Raw genomic sequence first — 17,167 nt, 5'->3', positions numbered from 1 at the left:
CATTCCCTAAAACTACCGGTGGCTCACTGAGCCAAGGAGAGACATGCCCCCACCCGAACCCCGCATCACCGCACTGGCCACCGCCGCCCTCCTCCTCACCACCGCCTTCACACCCCTCACCACCCCCACCCCCACCGCGGCGACCCCCACCCCGCCCCTCCCCCAGATCTGGCCAACTCCCCACCAGATCAAGGCATCCAGGAACCCCACCCGCATCCAGATCCCCCACCACGTGGTGGAAGTACTGGGCGCGCACACCGACCCCGCCGCCCGCCGCGCGACGGAGTCCACCCTCAGACAGGCCGGCGCGACCCACATCACCACGGTGACGTCGACGGACCGCACCCGCACGCCCCCACCCCCGGCGGGCCTCACCGTCTACCTGGGCGGCCCCACCGAAAACCCCGCCACCGCCCCCGTGTTGAGCCGCCTGGGCGTCACCTCCCCCGCAGGCCTGCCCTCGGGCGGCTACGCCCTGGCGACCGGCACGCCAGGCGGCCACGCCGTACTGGCCCTGTCCGGCACGGACAAGACCGGCACCTTCTACGCCGCCCAGACCCTGCGTCAACTCCTCGCCGGCCAGCGCGGCTTGCCCGAGGTCACCGTGCGGGACTGGCCGTCGGCCACCGCGCGGGGCGTGATCGAGGGCTTCTACGGCACCCCGTGGACCCACGCGGAACGCCTGCGCCAACTGGACTTCTACGGCCGCACCAAGCAGAACGTGTACGTGTACTCCCCGAAGGACGACGACTATCTGCGCGCCCGCTGGCGGGACGAGTACCCGACGGCCGAGCTGAACTCGCTGCGCGAACTGGTCGACCGTGCGGACAGCAACCACGTGCGCTTCACCTACGCCCTCTCCCCCGGCCTGTCGGTCTGCTACTCGTCCGCGTCCGAAGTCGCCGCGCTGACGAAGAAGTTCGACTCGCTGTACGCGATCGGCGTGCGCTCGTTCGCGATCCCGCTGGACGACATCAGCTACACCAAGTGGAACTGCGCCGCCGACGCGAGCGCGTTCGGCACCGGCGGCGGCGCGGCGGGCACCGCACAGGCCGCGTTCCTGAACCGCGTCTGGCAGGAGTTCTCGGCGACGCACTCCGGGCTCCAGCCGCTGGAGATGGTCCCGACCGAGTACTCCGACCTCGCCGACTCCCCGTACAAGACGGCGTTGCGGGAACGGCTCGACCCGTCCGTGGTGGTCGAGTGGACCGGCGTCGGGGTGATCGCCCCGACCATCACCGCCGCCCAAGTGGCCCAGGCCCGCACGGTGTTCGGGCATCCGATCCTGGTCTGGGACAACTACCCGGTGAACGACTACGCCACCAGCCGTCTCCTGCTCGGCCCCTACACCGGCCGGGAACCCGGCGTCGCGACAGCCGCGACCGGTGTGACCGCCAACCCGATGATCCAGGCCGAGGCGAGCAGGCTCGCGCTGTTCACGTCCGCCGCCTATCTGTGGAACCCGGACGCCTACGACCCGCGTGCCGCGTTCCTCGCCTCGGTGCGCGACCTCGCGGGCCCCGGCACCGGCGCGGCGAAGTGGCTGCGGATCTTCGCCGAGAACAACTACTCCTCGCAGCTGGACGCGACCGAGTCCCCGACGCTCACCCGGCTGATCGCGAACTTCCGTACCGCGTACGCGAAGAACAAGGGGCTGGAGCGGGCCGCCGCCGCGCTCACGGCGTACTTCACCGATATGGCCGCCACCCCGGCCGAGTTGCGGGCCCGGCTCGCCAACCCCGGCTTCCTGAAGGAGACGTCGGCCTGGCTGGACAAGCTGGGCCGGTACGGCAGCGCGGGGCGGACCGCCGTCGCGCTTCTGCTCGCGGACAAGAAGGGCGACACGGACGCCGTCAGCACGTACTGGAACCGGCTGCGGGACGAGCGCAAGGGCCTCGACGCGATTCCGCAGCAGGTGTCGCCCGGCGTCCTCGACGCGTTCCTCTACCGGGCGGTCCTCGACACCGCCCCCGACCCGGGCGCCGACGCCACCTTCACCCCGGCCCAACTCACCCTGAAACCAGGCGCGTCGGAGAAGGTGACGCTCACCCTGTCGGACCGGCGTTCCACCGCCGCGCGCACCCTGTCCTGGAAGCTCACCGCCCCCGACGGCGTCACCGTGACGCCCGCCGAGGGCAGCGTCACGGTCCCGGCCGGGGGCAGCGCGACGGCGACCGTGGAGGTCACCGGCACGGCCACCGGCGTCCACGCGCCGGTGCTGTCCGGCACCGGGGTCCTCACCCGCGCGCTGCCGGTCCGGGTCACCGACGGCACCGGCACCGAGCGCGCGCTGACCGCCGACTTCAGTGCGGCGGCGGTGAGTTCGGTCGACCTCGCCTCCGGGAAGCGGACCGACATCGCCGTCGGCGCCAACCCGGGCGAGGTGGTCGTCAGCGCCGACGGCCGCACCGCGTACGTGGCGAACCAGGGCGCGAACACGGTCAGCGTGATCGACGTGGCGCACGGCACGGTGACCGCCACGGTCGCCGTCGGCACGGTGCCCTCCGGGCTCGCGCTCACGCCGGACGGCCGCACCCTGTGGGTCGCCGCCTACACCGACGGCACCGTCCAGCCCGTCGACACCTCAACCCTCAAGGCCGGTAAGGCGGTTGAGGTCGGTTCGGGTCCGGAGAACATGGCGATCACGCCGGACGGCACGACCCTCTACGTGGCGAACATCCACGACGGCACGGTGTCGCCGGTGGACCTCGCGACCGGGAAGGCCGGGGCCGCGATCGCGGTCGGCCCGAACCCGTTCAACGTCGTGGCCGCACCGGACGGGAAGACGGTGTACGTCTCCGACTCCGGTGGTTCCACGGTCACTCCGATCGACACGGCGACGGCGTCCGTCGAACCGACGCTGCTGGTGGCCGGGCAAGCCTACGGGCTCGCGCTGTCGCCGGACGGCCGCACGCTGTGGGTCACCGCGAGCAACGGGGACAAGGCGACCCCGGTCGACACGGTCACCGGGGCGTCCGGGACGCCGGTGACGGTGGGGAAGTCGGCGTTCGATGTCGCCCTGGACTGGGACGGCGCCACCGCCTACGTCACCACCGCCGACTCCAACTCCCTGGTGCCGGTGGACACGTCGACCGGGAAGGCCAGGTCGGCGCTGGCGACCGGCGCGTATCCGCTGGCGGTCGCGCTGACGCCGGTCCCCGTGGGCTGACCGTCAGCTGGCGGTGCGCCGGATGCGTCCGGCGTACCGCCGCTCCAGCTCCAGGTTGCCTTCGAAGCCGCCGGGCACGTTGGCGGAGACGTAGACGGGCGGCCGGTCGCCGGAGGCGAGGAGCTGCCGGGACGCCTCGGCCACCGTCATCTGCACCAGGAGGACGCCGGTGAGCGTGGACAGGGCGGCGACCGCCCCGCCGTCGGGGAGCGGGAGGAGGGCGTCGCCGGTCGGCGCGCGGTTGTCGAGGACGACGTCGGCGAGGTCGGCGAGCTTCTTGCCGCTGGCGTGTCCGGCCGGCACCGAGCGGGTGTGGGCGAGGGAGGTGACGGCGAGCAGCCGGTGCCCCTGCTCCTTGACCTTGAGGGCCATCTCGACGACGACGCTGTTGACGCCGGAGTTGGAGATGACGACGAACAGGTCCTGCGGGCGGGGCTCGGCGAGGGTGTAGATCCGCTCGGCGATCCCGGGCCTGCGCTCCAGGAGCGGGTCGTCGAGGACGCTCGGGGCGTCGGCGCCGTAGAGGACGACGTCGGCGATGCTGAGGCGGTTGGTGGGGACCAACCCGCCCGCGCGGCCCGCGAGTTCGAGGACGATCGCCTGGGAGTGCCCGGTGCCGAACGCGTGGATCACGCCGTCCGTGCGCACGCACTCGGCGATCAACTCGGCGGCGCGCGCCACCTCGTCGCCCGCGGACTCGGTGATGTCCTTCAGGACGGCCAGACTTGCGCGCGCGTAGCCTTCGGCGCTCACAGACTCGACGGTCACGCGACACTCCCCACTGGTGGATTGAACCCACGTTTGTAATAGCCACTCGATGAATCAATAAATCACACGGCTCGGAGTGCGAGCAATGGACGGCGGCGGGTCCGTGCCCTCTCTGGGCGGTTGGTCCTGGTATTCAATCCACGCATGAAACGGTGGCTGCTACATTCTTCTCATGCCCTCCACGGACGTCACCACACTGATCCGCACCGAACTGCCCCGGCTGGCCGGCTCGCTCAAGAAGGTCGGTGAGCTGATCCTGGAGGACCCGGCCGCCGTCACCCACTGCTCGGCCGCCGAGCTGGGCCGCCGCACCGGTACCTCGCAGGCGACGGTGACCCGTTTCTGCCGTGCGATCGGCCTCGACTCCTATCAGCATCTGCTGATCGAGCTGGCCCAGGAGCGGGGTCGCGGCGAGGCCTCCGACTGGGGTTCCGCGGAGATCGGGCCGGACATCACGCCGGACGACGATCTGGAGCGGGTCGTGCAGGTGGTGGGCACCGCGGATCTGCGCGCCATCCAGCAGACCATCGACCGGATCGACCTGGACGCGATCGAGCGCACGGCGCAGGCCGTGGTCCGGGCCCGCCGGATCGACGTGTACGGCGTCGGCGGCAGCGGTGCGGTGGCGCAGGAGACGGAGACCCGGCTGTTCCGGATCGGCTGCTCGGTGCGCGGCTGGACCGAGGTACACGCGGCGGCGACCTCGGCGGCGCTGCTCACCCCGGCGGACGTGGCCATCGGCATCTCGCACTCGGGGTCGACCCGGGAGACCCTGGAGCCGTTCGAGATGGCCAAGGAGCGCGGCGCCACCACCGTCGCCCTGACCACCGACCCGCGCTCGCCGCTGGCCCGCGCCGCCGACATCCGGCTGGTGTCATCGACGTCGGAGACCAGTTTCCGCACCGGCAGCATCGGCGGCCGGCACTCCGTCCTGATGCTCATCGACTGCCTGTACGTGCGGGTCGCGCAACTCTCCTACCAGCGGGCGAGCGCCTCGCTCGCGCTGACCGACCACATCACCCCGCAGCACGCCGTGAAGGGCCGTCGCGCGAGGTGAACCCGGGGGCGACCCGGCGGCTCGGGTGGCTCACTTTGCATGGATGAACCACCCACGAAACGTGAAGATGGTTGTTTGAACCATCCCGGCGGTGCCAGGATGGGGCCCCGCCGAGCACTCGTAGGAGCCCCATGCGCGTCACCTCTGCCGAGTCGACCGAGCTGTTCACCGGGACCGTCGAGGCCCCGCAGCAGGTCGTGGCCGCCGAGATCGGGCACGAACCCGGCCGTCAGGTCCGGCTGACCGCCACCGGCCGGGGCGTGCACGGGACCGCCGTCGCCACCGTCGGCGAGGACGGCACGGTCGCCGCCGAGATACCCGTGACCTGCACGCTCACCCCCGGCGAGACCGTCGACGTGACCGTGAGCGCCGAGGACGGCGACGCGGCCGCCGCGCTCACCGTGCCGTTCACGGCGGCCGAGCCCGGCTGGACCATGTTCATGGTCAGCCACTTCCACTACGACCCCGTCTGGTGGAACACGCAGGCCGCCTACACCGAGACCTGGGACGTCGCCGACGATCCGGCCGGCACCGGACTGCCCGCCCGCACCTTCGACTCGCGCGGCCAGTCCGGGATGAGCCTGGTGCGCGCCCACTGCGACCTGGCCCGGCGCGACCCCGCGTACACCTTCGTGCTCGCCGAGGTCGACTATCTGAAGCCGTACTGGGACTCCTTCCCCGAAGAGCGGGCGTTCCTGCGGGAGTTGATGCGCACCGGCCGCGTCGAGATCATGGGCGGCACCTACAACGAACCCAACACCAACCTCACCGGCGCCGAGGCGACCATCCGCAACGCCGTGTACGGGGACGGGTTCCAGCGGGCCGTGATGGGCGGATCACCGGAAACGGCCTGGCAGTTGGACGCGTTCGGGCACGACCCGCAGTTCCCCGGGCTGATGGCGGACGCCGGGATCAGCTCCAGTTCGTGGGCGCGCGGGCCGTTCCACCAGTGGGGGCCGACGCTCTCGGTGTTCGGTGAGGAGCCGCGCGACCCCCGACGCATGCAGTTCCCGGCCGAGTTCGACTGGATCGCCCCCTCCGGGCGGGGCCTGCTGACCGCGTACATGGTCAACCACTACGGCGCCGGCTTCGTCATCGACAACGCGCGCGCCCTGCCCGAGGCGGAGGCCGCCGCGTTCAAGCTGTTCCGGGGCCTGAAGAAGATGGCGCTCACCCGCAATGTGCTGCTGCCGGTCGGCGGTGACTACGCGCCGCCGTGCCGCTGGGTGATGGACATCCACCGGGACTGGAACGCCCGTTACGTCTGGCCGCGCTTCATCAGCGGTGTGCCGAGGGACTTCTTCGCCGCCGTACGCGCCGAGTTGGCGGCCGAGGGGCGCCGGGCGTCGCCGCAGACGCGGGACATGAACCCGGTCTACACCGGCAAGGACGTCTCCTACATCGACACCAAGCAGGCCCAGCGGTACGGCGAGAGCCTGCTCACCGACGCGGAGGCGTGGGCGACGCTCGCCTCGCTGGTCGCCGGGCACCCCTACCCGGACGCGGCACTCGACAAGGCGTGGCGGCAACTGATCTACGGCGCCCACCACGACGCCATCACCGGCTCGGAGTCCGATCAGGTCTACATCGACCTGATGACCGGCTGGCGCGAACTCGCGGACCTCGCCGAGACCGTGCACGCCGACGCCACCCAGGCCCTGGCCGACCGGGTCGCCCCGGGCACCGGAGCGGATCTCGTCGTCTTCAACTCCGCGACCTGGCAACGGCGGGACGTGCTCACCGTCGACGACCCGGGGCTCGTGCCGGTCGACGACGCGGGCGCCCCGTTGCCCGCCGTGCGCGAGGACGGCCGCCTCCAGGTCGTCGTCGCCGACCTGCCGGGCCTGGGCCTCAAGGCCGTCCCGCTCGCCGAGGGCACCGCCCCCGAGTGGCGCGTCGGTGACGGCACCACCATCCGCAACGAGTTCTACGAGGTGACCGTCGACCCGGCGCGCGGCGGCGGCGTCAGCGGTCTGCGCGCGCTCACCGAGGGCGGGCGTGAGCTGCTGCGCCCCGGTGACATCGGCAACGAACTCGTCGTGCAGGAGGAGTACCCGAGGCACCCCCGGTTCGGTGAGGGCCCCTGGCACCTCACCCCGACCGGCACCACGGCCGCCCGCAGCGGTGACGTCCCGGCGGACGTCACCGTCGAACACTCCCCCGCCGGCTCCCGCATCACGGTCCGCGCCGACCTCGGCCTGTTCCGTTACACCCAGCGCCTGACCCTGTGGGCGGGCGTGCCGCGCGTCGACGCCACCACCACGATCGACGGCTACGACGGCGCCGACCGGCTGATCCGGGTCCGCTGGCCGTCCGACGTGCGCGGCGGGCTGCCGGTGCACGAGGTCGCGGACGCGGTGATCGGACGCGGCTTCGGCTTCGTCGACGTGGACAGCGAGCAGTTCCCGTGGACGCTGGACAACCCGGCCAACACCTGGTTCGGGCTCGGCTCCACGGCCCGGGTCGAACTCCGTGACGAGAGCGGCGCGTTGCTCGGCCACCGGGCCATCGGCGTCGCCGAGCTGATCCACTCCTGCTGGGACACCGCCGGTGAACTCGGCGCCGATCTCGCGGCGGCCCTGGTGCGGGTCGGGGTCACCGCCACGTCGACGATCGCGGGCGGCCCGCGCTACGGCGACCTGGAGGTCGACTCCAACCTGCCCGACATCCGGATCGCCGTCGGCGGCCCCGAGCGCAACTCCGTGGTCGCCGAGGCCCTCGGCTGGGACCCGGCGGCCGGACGGGAACTGCGCCGCCAACTCGCCGAGGGCGGGGTCGCGGCGGTGTGGGTGGCGCCGCGCGCCGGGCTGCGCGAGGAGTGGGTGCCCGGCGCCGACCTGCGCGACCTGGAGCGGCTGCCGCTCCTGGTGGTGGCGGGCGCGAGCGCCGAGGACGACGCGCGGGCGGTCGGCGCGCTGGTGGCCGACCTCGCGGACGCGGTCGTGCGGGCCACGGCGGCCGGGGGCGGCGAGGCGCTGCCCCCGGGGGACGCCTGGGACGGGCGCGGGTTCGCGGTCCTGAACCGGGGCACGCCCGGCTGTGTGGTCACCTCCTCGGGGGACCTGTACATGTCGTTGATGCGCTCCTGCACGGGCTGGCCGTCCGGGATCTGGGTCGATCCGCCTCGCAGGACCGCGCCGGACGGCTCGGGGTTCCAGCTGCAACGCTGGTCGCACACCTTCGCGTACGCGGTGGTGGCGGGCGAGGGTGACTGGCGTGAGCAGCAACTGCCTCGCGTGGGCCATGAGTTCAACCATCCGCTGACGGCACGGCTGCGCGGCTCGGCACCGGGGACGCCGCTGTCCCGCTCGACGACGCTGCTCGCCCTGGAGCCCGCAGGTGAGGTGATCCTGGACGCCCTCAAGCCGGCCGGTTCGCCGCTGGCCCGGGGCAGTGTGGCCGCCGCCGACCCGGGGCGCGGGGTGGTCGTGCGGATGCACGAGGTGAACGGACGTCCGGTGCGGGCCCGGGTGCGCAGCCCGCGGACCTGGGTGCGCGGCGCCCGCGCGGACGTCCTGGAGACGCCGGGCGAGCCCCTGGCCCCCGACGAACAGGGCACGCTGGCCGTGGAGTTGGGCGGCTTCGAGGTGGCCACCGTGCTGGCCACGCCCGCCGACGCGCCCGCTCTGCCGCGCGATCCCGGAGTGGCCGCCCAGGAACCCGCGCAGCCGGTCCACACCCGTTACTGGCTGCACAACTCGGGCCCCGCACCGCGCGGCAACCTCCCGCTGACCGTGTATGTCTCGCCGGCCGGGCTCACCGCGTCGGGCCCGGTCACCGCGACGCTCCGGATCGCCTCGGAGCTGACCGACACGGCCGTCTCCGGCATCGTGAGCGTCGTCGTGCCGCCCGGCTGGTCGGCCCAACCCGCCGACGTGCCCTACGCGTTGGGCCCCGGCGGCTTCACCGTCGCCGAGGTCACCGTCCTGCCGCCGCCGGACGCCGCACCCGGCCGCCACTGGCTCGCCGCCCGCCTGACCTACGAGGGGCAGGTGTACGAGGACGTCGTCGCCCTCGATGTACCGGGAGCGCCACCCGGCCCCACCCTCTCCGCCGAGCTGGGAGTTGACCGGGTGAGCGTCCGCCGGGGTGAGCGGGTCGCGGTGCCCGTGGCGCTGCGCAACGCGACCCTCGGCCCGATCGACGGCACCCTCTGGGCCGTCTCCTCCTGGGGCACCTGGTCCGGCGTCGGCCCCGGCGTCCAGGGCTTCACCGTGCCCACCGGGACAGAGGCCCAGGCCGCGATCGACGTCAACGGCGCCGCCCTGGAGCCCGGTTCGTACTGGCTGATGGCCAAGGTCGCCTGGAACGGCCGCGTCGCCTACACAGAGGCGATCACCCTGGAGGTGACCCCGTGAGCCACCCGACGGACCGAACGACCCCTCCGGCAACGGCGGGACACCCACCCCCGCCTCCCCACCCGGCCCCGCATCCGCATCCGCACTCCGAGCCCGACGCCCCCGCGCACGCGGCCGTCGTCGCGGGCAGGGCCGTTGCCCGGGAGCGGGTGGACGCGCTGCTGGCGGCCGTTCCGGCCCGGGACCCGGAGTCGGGGCGCCCGGAGTCGCTGGCGCGCGCCGAGCGGCAGCGTCGGCGGTGGGCCACCCAGGTGGTGGTCGCCGACGAACTGGCCCGACGGGCCTGCCGGGAACGGGGGTTGGCGCCCCCGGCGCGGGACGCACCGGCGCGGCTGCTCGCGGTGGCCGGGAGCGAGGTCGCCGACCTCGGCTCGATCGTCGCGGCGGCGCTGGCCCACTCCCCGTCCGCCCGGGCCCTGTTGGCGGCTCTGGAGGCCGCCGAGGAGGTGCCGGAGGCGGACGTGGCGGACTACTACGCGCGCAACCGGGACCGGTATCTCACGCCGGACGCGCTGCGGCGCGGGGTCGACCCGTTCGGGCGGGCGGCGCCGGACGACTTCCTGCCGTTGGCGAGTGTCCGGGAGGCGCTCGCGGGCGAGTTGCGGCGGGCGGCGGGCCGGCGCGCGTTCTTCGCCTGGTTCGACCGGGCGCGCGCCGACGTCACGTACACGCCGGGGCATGAGCACCCGGGCGACCCCGGACACCCGGACCATGAACACCGGCACTGAATCAGCGAGTCGACGATGTGCGCGATCCCGCCTTGATCGTCGACGGAACCAAAACGCAACACGTCAAACCATTGACCTCCGATGAATTCTGGTCCACCTTTTCATCAATCGGAGTGGAAATTGGTTGAATGAACCAGCCCTCGGCTGGTCCCAGGAGGGTGGACATGCGCGCTGGAAGACTGACCGCGTCCGTGGCGGGGATCATCGCCCTGACGTTCACCGCGGCCGGCTGCGGCCTGTCCGGCGGTTCCGGTGACTCCGGCAGCACCGCCGGCGGTTGCAAGGTCGACAAGGGGAACGTCGGTTCGGGGAAGCTGACCGGCGACGTCAAGGGCACCATCACCTTCCAGACCACCAATCTGAAGAAGGACTTCGGGAGTTACTTCAACGGCATCATCAGCGCCTTCGAGAAGGCGCACCCCGGCACCAAGGTCAAGTGGATCGACGACCCCGGCGACTCCACCTTCACCCAGCGCCTGGTCGCGGACGCCCAGGGCTGCACGCTCCCGGACGTGGTGAACCTGAACGTCAACACGTCGATCGCGCTCACCAAGAACGGCTATCTGCTCGATCTCGACAAGAAGGCGCCGGGCGCGGGCAAGCCGTTCTCGTCGGCGATGTGGAAGTCGAGCGCCTACGCGGACGCCTCCGGGACCGCCGTGCACAGCGTGCTGCCGTGGTACTCGGGCGGCATCGTGCAGACCTTCAACACCGAGCTGCTGAAGAAGGCGGGCCTGAGCCCGTCCGAGCCGCCGACGTCGATACTCGGACTGTTCGCGGACGCCGAGAAGATCGCCAAGGTCTCCGGCGGCAAGTACTACGCCTTCCTCGCCAACCCGCAGCTGCGCATCCCGGCCGACTGGCAGCAGATGGGCATCAAGATCCTGGCGTCCGACGGCAAGTCGTTCACGTTCGCCGACGACCCCAAGACCCTCCAGTGGGTCAAGGGGATGACCAAGCTGTACCAGGCCGGGGCGATGCCCAGGGACTCGATCTCCTCCACCCAGGACGCGTCCACGGTCTACGGCCAGGGCAAGCTGGTGTACGGCTCGACCAACCCCAACTCCCTGCGGTTCATCCAGCAGAACAACCCGACGATCTACAAGAAGACCGGCGTCGCCCGCTACATGCTGGACGCCCTCGGCCACACCGTCGGCGCCCCGCAGTACATCGGGGTGGCGGCCACCAGCAAGCACGCGGCGACCGCCCTGTCGTTCGCGCAGTTCCTGACGAACGCGCAGAACCAGCTGGCCTGGGCGAAGGACCCGAACGTCGTCATCTTCCCTTCCACCACCGCCTCGTTGGACGATCCGTTCTTCCAGTCGGTCAAGGGCAGCGACCCGTTCGCCGAGGCCCGCAAGATAGTCGCCGGTGACCGCAAGACCGCGACGGCCGACGAAATCACCCTGACGCCGGGCGAGTTGAACGCCATCTCCGCCCAGATCCAGCTGGCCATGCAGGGCAAGAAGAGCGCGGCCGACGCGCTCAAGGAAGCCCAGTCGAAGGCCGACGAGCTGATCAAGCAGGGCAGTTGACGATGGCCGAGCGGACTCTCCAGCAGGCGCCCGCCACCGCCCCCACGGCGGCGGGCGCCAGCCCCGACGGCCCCGCCACCGGCGGGGCGCCGGGCGCACTGCGCCGCGCCCTGCGTTCCGTGACCCCCGGCCGGACCGCGGACGCGGGGGGCGCGGCGCTCCACCGCCGCTGGTGGCTGCCGTGGCTGTGGCTGTCCCCGGCGATCATCGGGACGACCGTCTTCGGCATCTTCCCGTTCCTGAACACGCTCCTGGTGTCCTTCACCGACGCCAAGCCGCTCGGCGGTGCCTTCCAGATCGTCGGGCTCGCCAACTACCGCCGGATGCTGGGGGATTCGGACTTCTGGCTGGCGACCCGCAACAGCCTGCTGTACGCGCTGATCGTGGTCCCGCTGATGGTGCTGCTGCCGCTGCTGCTCGCGCTGCTCGTGGAGAAGAACCTGCCGGGCATCGGCTTCTTCCGCTCCGCGTTCTACACGCCCGTGCTCGCCTCCAGCGTGGTCGTCGGCCTGAGCTGGCAGTGGCTGCTGAGCGACCAGGGGCTGGTCAACACCTGGCTGGAGAAGGCCCATCTGATCCACGCGGCCATCCCGTTCCTCTCCGATTCCTGGCTGCTCCTGCTGTCGGCGATGGGGCTGACCGTGTGGAAGGGGCTCGGCTGGTACATGATCTTCTACCTGGCCGCGCTGGGGAACGTTCCCAAAGAGCTGCACGAGGCGGCCTCGGTGGACGGCGCCGGTGCGGCCCGCCGCTTCTGGCACATCACCGTGCCGGGCGTGCGCACCTCGATGATGCTGGTCGGCACCCTCACCGGCATCGGCTCGCTGCGGGTGTTCACGGAGATCTACATGCTGGGCGGCTCCACCGGCGGCCCCGGCGGCGCCGACCGCACCCTGCCCTTCTACATCCGGGACGTCGGTCTCGACCCGCTCACCGGCAACGCCGGTTACGGCGCCGCGGTCAGCGTCGCGCTGTTCGCCCTGACCCTGGGCCTCACGCTGCTGGCCCAGCGCCTGACCAAGGAGGACGAGGCATGACGACCGCCGTCGAGACCGGCCGCCGGCGCCTGCTGCCCCGCTGGCGCGACTACGGCCGCCCGGGTGAACTCGCCTTCCGTTACCTGCTGTTGGTGTTCGTCCTGTTCATCACCGTCGGCCCGCTGGTGTGGCAGGTGCTCTCCTCGCTCAAGGGCGACGGCGAGGACGTGTTCGGCTCGGGCGCCTCGCTGATCCCGCACCATCCGTCGCTGCGGGCCTACCGGGAGGTCTTCTCGCAGGTCCCGATCTGGACGTACATCAGGAACAGCCTGCTCGTGGCGCTGCTGTCGATCGCCAGCCAGCTCGCCTTCTCCACCACCGCCGGGTACATGCTCTCCAAACCCGGCTGGAAGGGCCGCAAGCTGGTCTGGGTGATCCTGATGGCGTCCATGATGTTCCCCTTCGAGTCGATCATGGTGTCGCTGTTCCTCAGCATCCGTGACCTCGGCCTGGTGGACAACCTGGTCGGCGTCTGGCTGCCCGGGTTCGTGGCCGCGATCAACGTCCTCATCATGCGCGCCGCGTTCCTCGCCGTCCCGCGCGAGATCGAGGACGCGGCGATGCTCGACGGGGCGAGCGAATGGAAGCGGTTCCGGTATCTGTACCTGCCGTCGGCGTACGGGGCGATCCTGGTCGTCACCATCAACACGTTCATCAGCGCCTGGGACGACTTCCTGTGGCCGCTGATCGTGCTGCGCACCGACGCCCACTTCACGCTGACGCTGGGCCTGGCCCGCCTCCAGACCTCGTCGTTCGGCTACGACCAGCGGCTGGTGATGGCGGGTTCGGTGATCTCCGTGGTGCCGGTCCTGGTCCTGTTCGTCATCACCCAACGGTGGTTCTACCGGGGCGTGTCCTCGGGCGCCGTCAAGCTCTGATCGAGCACGACGGGGGTGGCGTCGAGGGCCTCCCGCGAGGACCCGGCGACCCGGACCTCCACGGTGCCGGGCAGCACCCCCGTCCCCATATCGGCGCCGACCTGCGCGAGTTGGTCGGCGCCGAGGCGTATGCGGACCGTGCGGGTCTCGCCGGGCGCCAACGCGACGGCCTGGAACGCCCGTAGCTCCAGCACGCGCGGCCACACCGGCGTCCGCAGCCGCCGCAGATAGACCTGCACGACCGAACGGCCGTGCCGGGCACCGGTGTTGGTGACGTCGACGACGACGGTGGTCCCGGCGAGGCGGGGCGGCCCGTAGCCGAAGGTGGTGTACGCGAGGCCGTGCCCGAAGGCGTAGTGCGCCCCGGCGTCCGCGTCGACGTAGCCGCCGTACTCGATGTCCTTGTGGTTGTAGTGGACGGGGAGCCCGGCCGCCGAACGGGGCACCGAGAGCGGCAGTCGGCCGGTGGGTTCGGTGAGCCCGAGCAGGATCTCGGCGACGGCCTCACCGCCCCAGGGGCCGGGGTACCAGGCGGTGAGCAGCGCCCCCGGGGTGTCCGGCAGGACGTGCGGGCGGCCCTGGACCAGGACGACGGCGGTGGGCGTGCCGGTCGCGACGACGGCGTCGAGCAGCGCGTACTGCGCCTGCCCGAGCCGCAGTCCGGCGAGGTCGGCCCCTTCGCCGCAGGTCATCTGGTCGACGGCGGCGAGGGCGGCGCCGTTGGCGGCGAACCCGGTGTCGGGGGTGCGCGCGCTGCTGCCGCCCAGCACCAGGACGGCGAGGTCGGAGGCGGCCGCGGCGGCGACCGCCTCGGGTATCCCGCTTCGGTCGTCGCCGGTCAGCGCGCAGCCCCGGGCGTACCGCACGTCGACGCCGGGCGGCGCGAGCCGTCGCAGTCCGTCCAGGACGCTGCTGCCGGTGCCGGGGCGCTGCGGGGCGGTGTAGTCGCCCAACTGGTGGGCGGTGGTGGCGGCTTGGGGCCCGAGGACGGCGATGCGGGTGACGCCGGGGGCGACGGGGAGGATGCCGTCGTCGTTGCGCAGGAGGGTGACGCAGGCCCGGGCGAGGTCGGTGCTCAGGGCGCGTCCGCGCGCGGGGTCGGGCAACGGGCCCCCGCCGTAGGGCCGTTCGAAGAGGCCGAGCCGGAACTTCAGGCGCAGCACCCGGGCGACGGCGGTGTCGACGGCGCTCTCCTTGACGAGGCCGCGCTCGACAGCCTCCTCCAGATGCGTGAACCCCTCGTCCCAGAGGCTGAGGTCGATCCCGGCGTCCAGGGCGAGCGCACCGGCGGAGACCGGGTCGCCGGTGATCCGGGCGAGCCGGTCGACCGCGAGGCCGTCCGCCATCACCAGCCCGTCGAACTCCCACTCCTCGCGCAGGAGTTGGGTGAGCAGGGCGCGGTTGCCGCAGCAGGGCAGGCCGTCGACCTCGTTGTAGGCGGCCATGACGGCGGCGGCACCGGCGCGGATTCCGGCGCGGGCGGCGGGCAGGTGGATCTCGTGGAGTTCCCGGAGGCCGAGTTCGGACTCGGCGGAGTTGCGGCCGCCGACGGTGGCGCCCTGTCCGGCGAAGTGCTTGAGGACGACGGGCGCCTTGTCGGCGGCGAACATCCCGGCGGGCGTGCCCTGCATGCCGTGCACCAGGGCCTCGGTGAGCCGGGCCGCGAGGTGCGGGTCCTCGCCGAAGCACTCCTCGGTGCGGCCCCAGCGGGGGTCGCGGGCGATGTCGAGGGCGGAGACCAGGGCGACATGGCCGCCCCGGGCGCGCAGTTCGGCGGCGGCGTGCGCGGCGGCCCGGGCGTACAGGTCGGGGTCCCAGGTGGCGCCGACGGCGAGGTTCACCGGCAGGACGGTGCCGTCGAGCGCCATGTGCCCGTGCGGGACCTCCTCGACGAACAGGGCGGGGATGCCGAGCCGGCTGCTGTCGAGGACATGGCGCTGGACGAGGTCGGCGAGGGCCGAACTGTCCTCGGCGCCGGGCCCGTTGTCGTGGTCGACGCCGGACCAGGCGTCGGCGCGCAGCAGCCCGTAGAGCGCGCCGAGTCCGGCGAAGCGGTCGGTCTCGGCGCGCAGGGCGTCGGTGAGTTCGTAGCCGTCGGGGGTGCGCCGGTAGGCGTCCCAGCCGTACATCCGCTGGTTGAGCTGGCCGACCTTCTCGCGCAGGGTCATCCGGGCCAGCAGGTCGGCGACGCGGGCCTCGACCGGGGTGGCGGGGTCGCGGTAGGGGGCGGTCACGGGGTGCCTCCGTGGTCGAGACGGGCGAGGGCGACGGCGCCGCGACAGCCGTCGGCGACCCAGTCGAGGGGCAGCCCGAGGGCGCCAAGCCGCTCGGTGAGCGGTGCGGTCAACGGCCCGTCGGGCCCGAGCAACCCACCGGTGGCGACGACCCGTTCGCCGGGCCCTGGCGCCAACGCCATTACAGCGGCCGCGAGTTGATCGGCGGCCTCCTCCAACAGCCCCAGGGCGACGGGGTCCCCGCCCTGAGCGGCCTCGGCGACCAAGGGCGCGAACCGGGCCAGCCGGATGGGAGCGTCGGCCATGACCACGGGCAACAACAGCATCCGATAGGCCTCCCGACTGGGCCGGGTCCAGCCAGCCGCGCCGACCTCACCGGCAGCGCTAGCCGCGTCGGGCCCACCAGACCCACCAGACCCACCAGACCCACCAGCAGCATTAGCGGCTTTAGACCCACGAGGCCCACTGGCCCCACCAGGCTGATCCGAACCATGGGCACCACCCGAGACACTGGCACCACCAGCACCACCGGCCGCACCCGGCACACCCGGCACACCCGAACCATCCACACCACCGGCACCACCGGCACCACCGACACCACCGACACCACCGACACCACCGACACCACCGACACCACCGGCACCACCGGCACCACCGGCCGCACCCGCACCGCCTGCCGTGCCCGCAGCGCCCCACCCCGCCGGCCATCCCACCGGGCTTCCCGGCAGTACCTCCTCCGGCAGGCCCAGTGCGCGGCCCACCGTCACCGTCAGGGTCGTGGCGGGGCCGCGCCCGTCGGCCATTCTGAGCGCCGCTCGGACCGCCGCCCGGCCCAGCCAGAAGCCGCTGCCGTCGTCGCCGAGAAGCCAGCCGCCGCCGTCCACGGTGACCGTGCGGCGGCGCCCGGTGATCCGCATGGCGACCGCGCCGGTACCCGCGACCAGCGCGAGCCCGTCGGCGGGGGTGCCCGGCGCGGCGGCGAAGGCGGCCTCGATGTCGCTGCACACGCCGAGGGAGGCGGCGTGGATGCCGAGGCGGCGCAGCGCGATGGTGAGCGCGGTCAGGGCGTGCCGGCGCCCCGGATCGTCCGCCGACGCCCCCGTGGCGCCCGCGAAACCCCCGGTCACGGCGGTCACCCGGGCCCGCGCGGACTCCGGCACCGCGCCGGCGAGGGCCTCGGCGAGGTGGTCGGTGAGTTCGGCGACCGGCACGGTCAGGGCGTTGCCGGGGCCGCCGGTGCCCTCGCCGAGGGTGCGTCCGTCGGACGCGGCGGCGAGGACGGCACGGGTGCGGGTGCCGCCGGCGTCCAGGCCGACGACGAGGGCGTCGGTGCCGTCGCCGGAGGCCGTGGCCCCCGGAGCAGCGTCCGCACCCTTCCCCTTCTGGTTCAAATCGTTACTCAT

General features: G+C 72.6%; 10 protein-coding genes. 7 read left to right on the top strand and 3 right to left on the bottom strand.

The genetic code is table 11. The features are described 5' to 3' along the window. The first annotated feature begins 43 nt into the window (after nucleotides 1–43). Nucleotides 44–3,169, top strand: coding sequence for a beta-N-acetylglucosaminidase domain-containing protein (locus tag ACIQOU_RS05140; protein WP_401533971.1), 3,126 nt, complete (start codon nucleotides 44–46; stop codon nucleotides 3,167–3,169). 3 nt (nucleotides 3,170–3,172) lie between these two features. Here the strand turns inward: ACIQOU_RS05140 and ACIQOU_RS05135 are convergent, their stop codons facing one another. Then, nucleotides 3,173–3,937 carry a sugar isomerase domain-containing protein gene (locus tag ACIQOU_RS05135; protein ID WP_401533969.1) on the bottom strand — a complete coding sequence of 255 codons (765 nt, stop codon included), beginning with the start codon at nucleotides 3,935–3,937 and terminating at the stop codon, nucleotides 3,173–3,175. Between the two features lie 172 nt (nucleotides 3,938–4,109). Between ACIQOU_RS05135 and ACIQOU_RS05130 the strand changes: the two genes are divergently transcribed. From ACIQOU_RS05130 to ACIQOU_RS05105, 6 genes are all read left to right on the top strand, one after another. Then, nucleotides 4,110–4,994, top strand: a complete 885-nt coding sequence (locus ACIQOU_RS05130; protein ID WP_401533967.1) for a MurR/RpiR family transcriptional regulator — start codon at nucleotides 4,110–4,112, stop codon at nucleotides 4,992–4,994. 131 nt (nucleotides 4,995–5,125) lie between these two features. After that, complete coding sequence (locus tag ACIQOU_RS05125; protein ID WP_401533965.1) at nucleotides 5,126–9,352, top strand: NEW3 domain-containing protein; 4,227 nt, start codon at nucleotides 5,126–5,128, stop codon at nucleotides 9,350–9,352. Further along, nucleotides 9,349–10,080: a peptidyl-prolyl cis-trans isomerase gene (locus ACIQOU_RS05120; RefSeq protein WP_401533963.1), complete on the top strand. Its 732-nt coding sequence runs from the start codon at nucleotides 9,349–9,351 to the stop codon at nucleotides 10,078–10,080. Before ACIQOU_RS05125 ends, ACIQOU_RS05120 begins: the two co-directional genes overlap by 4 nt. Nucleotides 10,081–10,244: 164 nt before the next feature. Further along, nucleotides 10,245–11,615, top strand: coding sequence for an extracellular solute-binding protein (locus ACIQOU_RS05115; RefSeq protein WP_401533961.1), 1,371 nt, complete (start codon nucleotides 10,245–10,247; stop codon nucleotides 11,613–11,615). A gap of 2 nt (nucleotides 11,616–11,617) precedes the next feature. Further along, a complete protein-coding gene (locus tag ACIQOU_RS05110; protein ID WP_401533960.1) occupies nucleotides 11,618–12,652 on the top strand; it encodes a carbohydrate ABC transporter permease in 1,035 nt (344 codons plus the stop codon). Further along, nucleotides 12,649–13,530, top strand: a complete 882-nt coding sequence (locus tag ACIQOU_RS05105) for a carbohydrate ABC transporter permease (RefSeq protein WP_401533958.1) — start codon at nucleotides 12,649–12,651, stop codon at nucleotides 13,528–13,530. The genes ACIQOU_RS05110 and ACIQOU_RS05105 overlap by 4 nt, the downstream gene beginning before the upstream one ends. On the opposite strand, the gene ACIQOU_RS05100 is transcribed toward ACIQOU_RS05105, so the two are convergent. Then, complete coding sequence (locus tag ACIQOU_RS05100; RefSeq protein ID WP_401534664.1) at nucleotides 13,494–15,698, bottom strand: glycoside hydrolase family 3 N-terminal domain-containing protein; 2,205 nt, start codon at nucleotides 15,696–15,698, stop codon at nucleotides 13,494–13,496. The genes ACIQOU_RS05105 and ACIQOU_RS05100 overlap by 37 nt on opposite strands. Nucleotides 15,699–15,760: 62 nt before the next feature. Then, a complete protein-coding gene (locus ACIQOU_RS05095; protein ID WP_401533957.1) occupies nucleotides 15,761–17,167 on the bottom strand; it encodes a BadF/BadG/BcrA/BcrD ATPase family protein in 1,407 nt (468 codons plus the stop codon).

This window comes from Streptomyces sp. NPDC091279, from assembly GCF_044757465.1.
GTDB lineage: Bacteria > Actinomycetota > Actinomycetes > Streptomycetales > Streptomycetaceae > Streptomyces.
The sequence above is the reverse complement of the archived record's forward strand: the minus strand, read 5'-3'. Positions and strand labels throughout refer to the sequence as shown.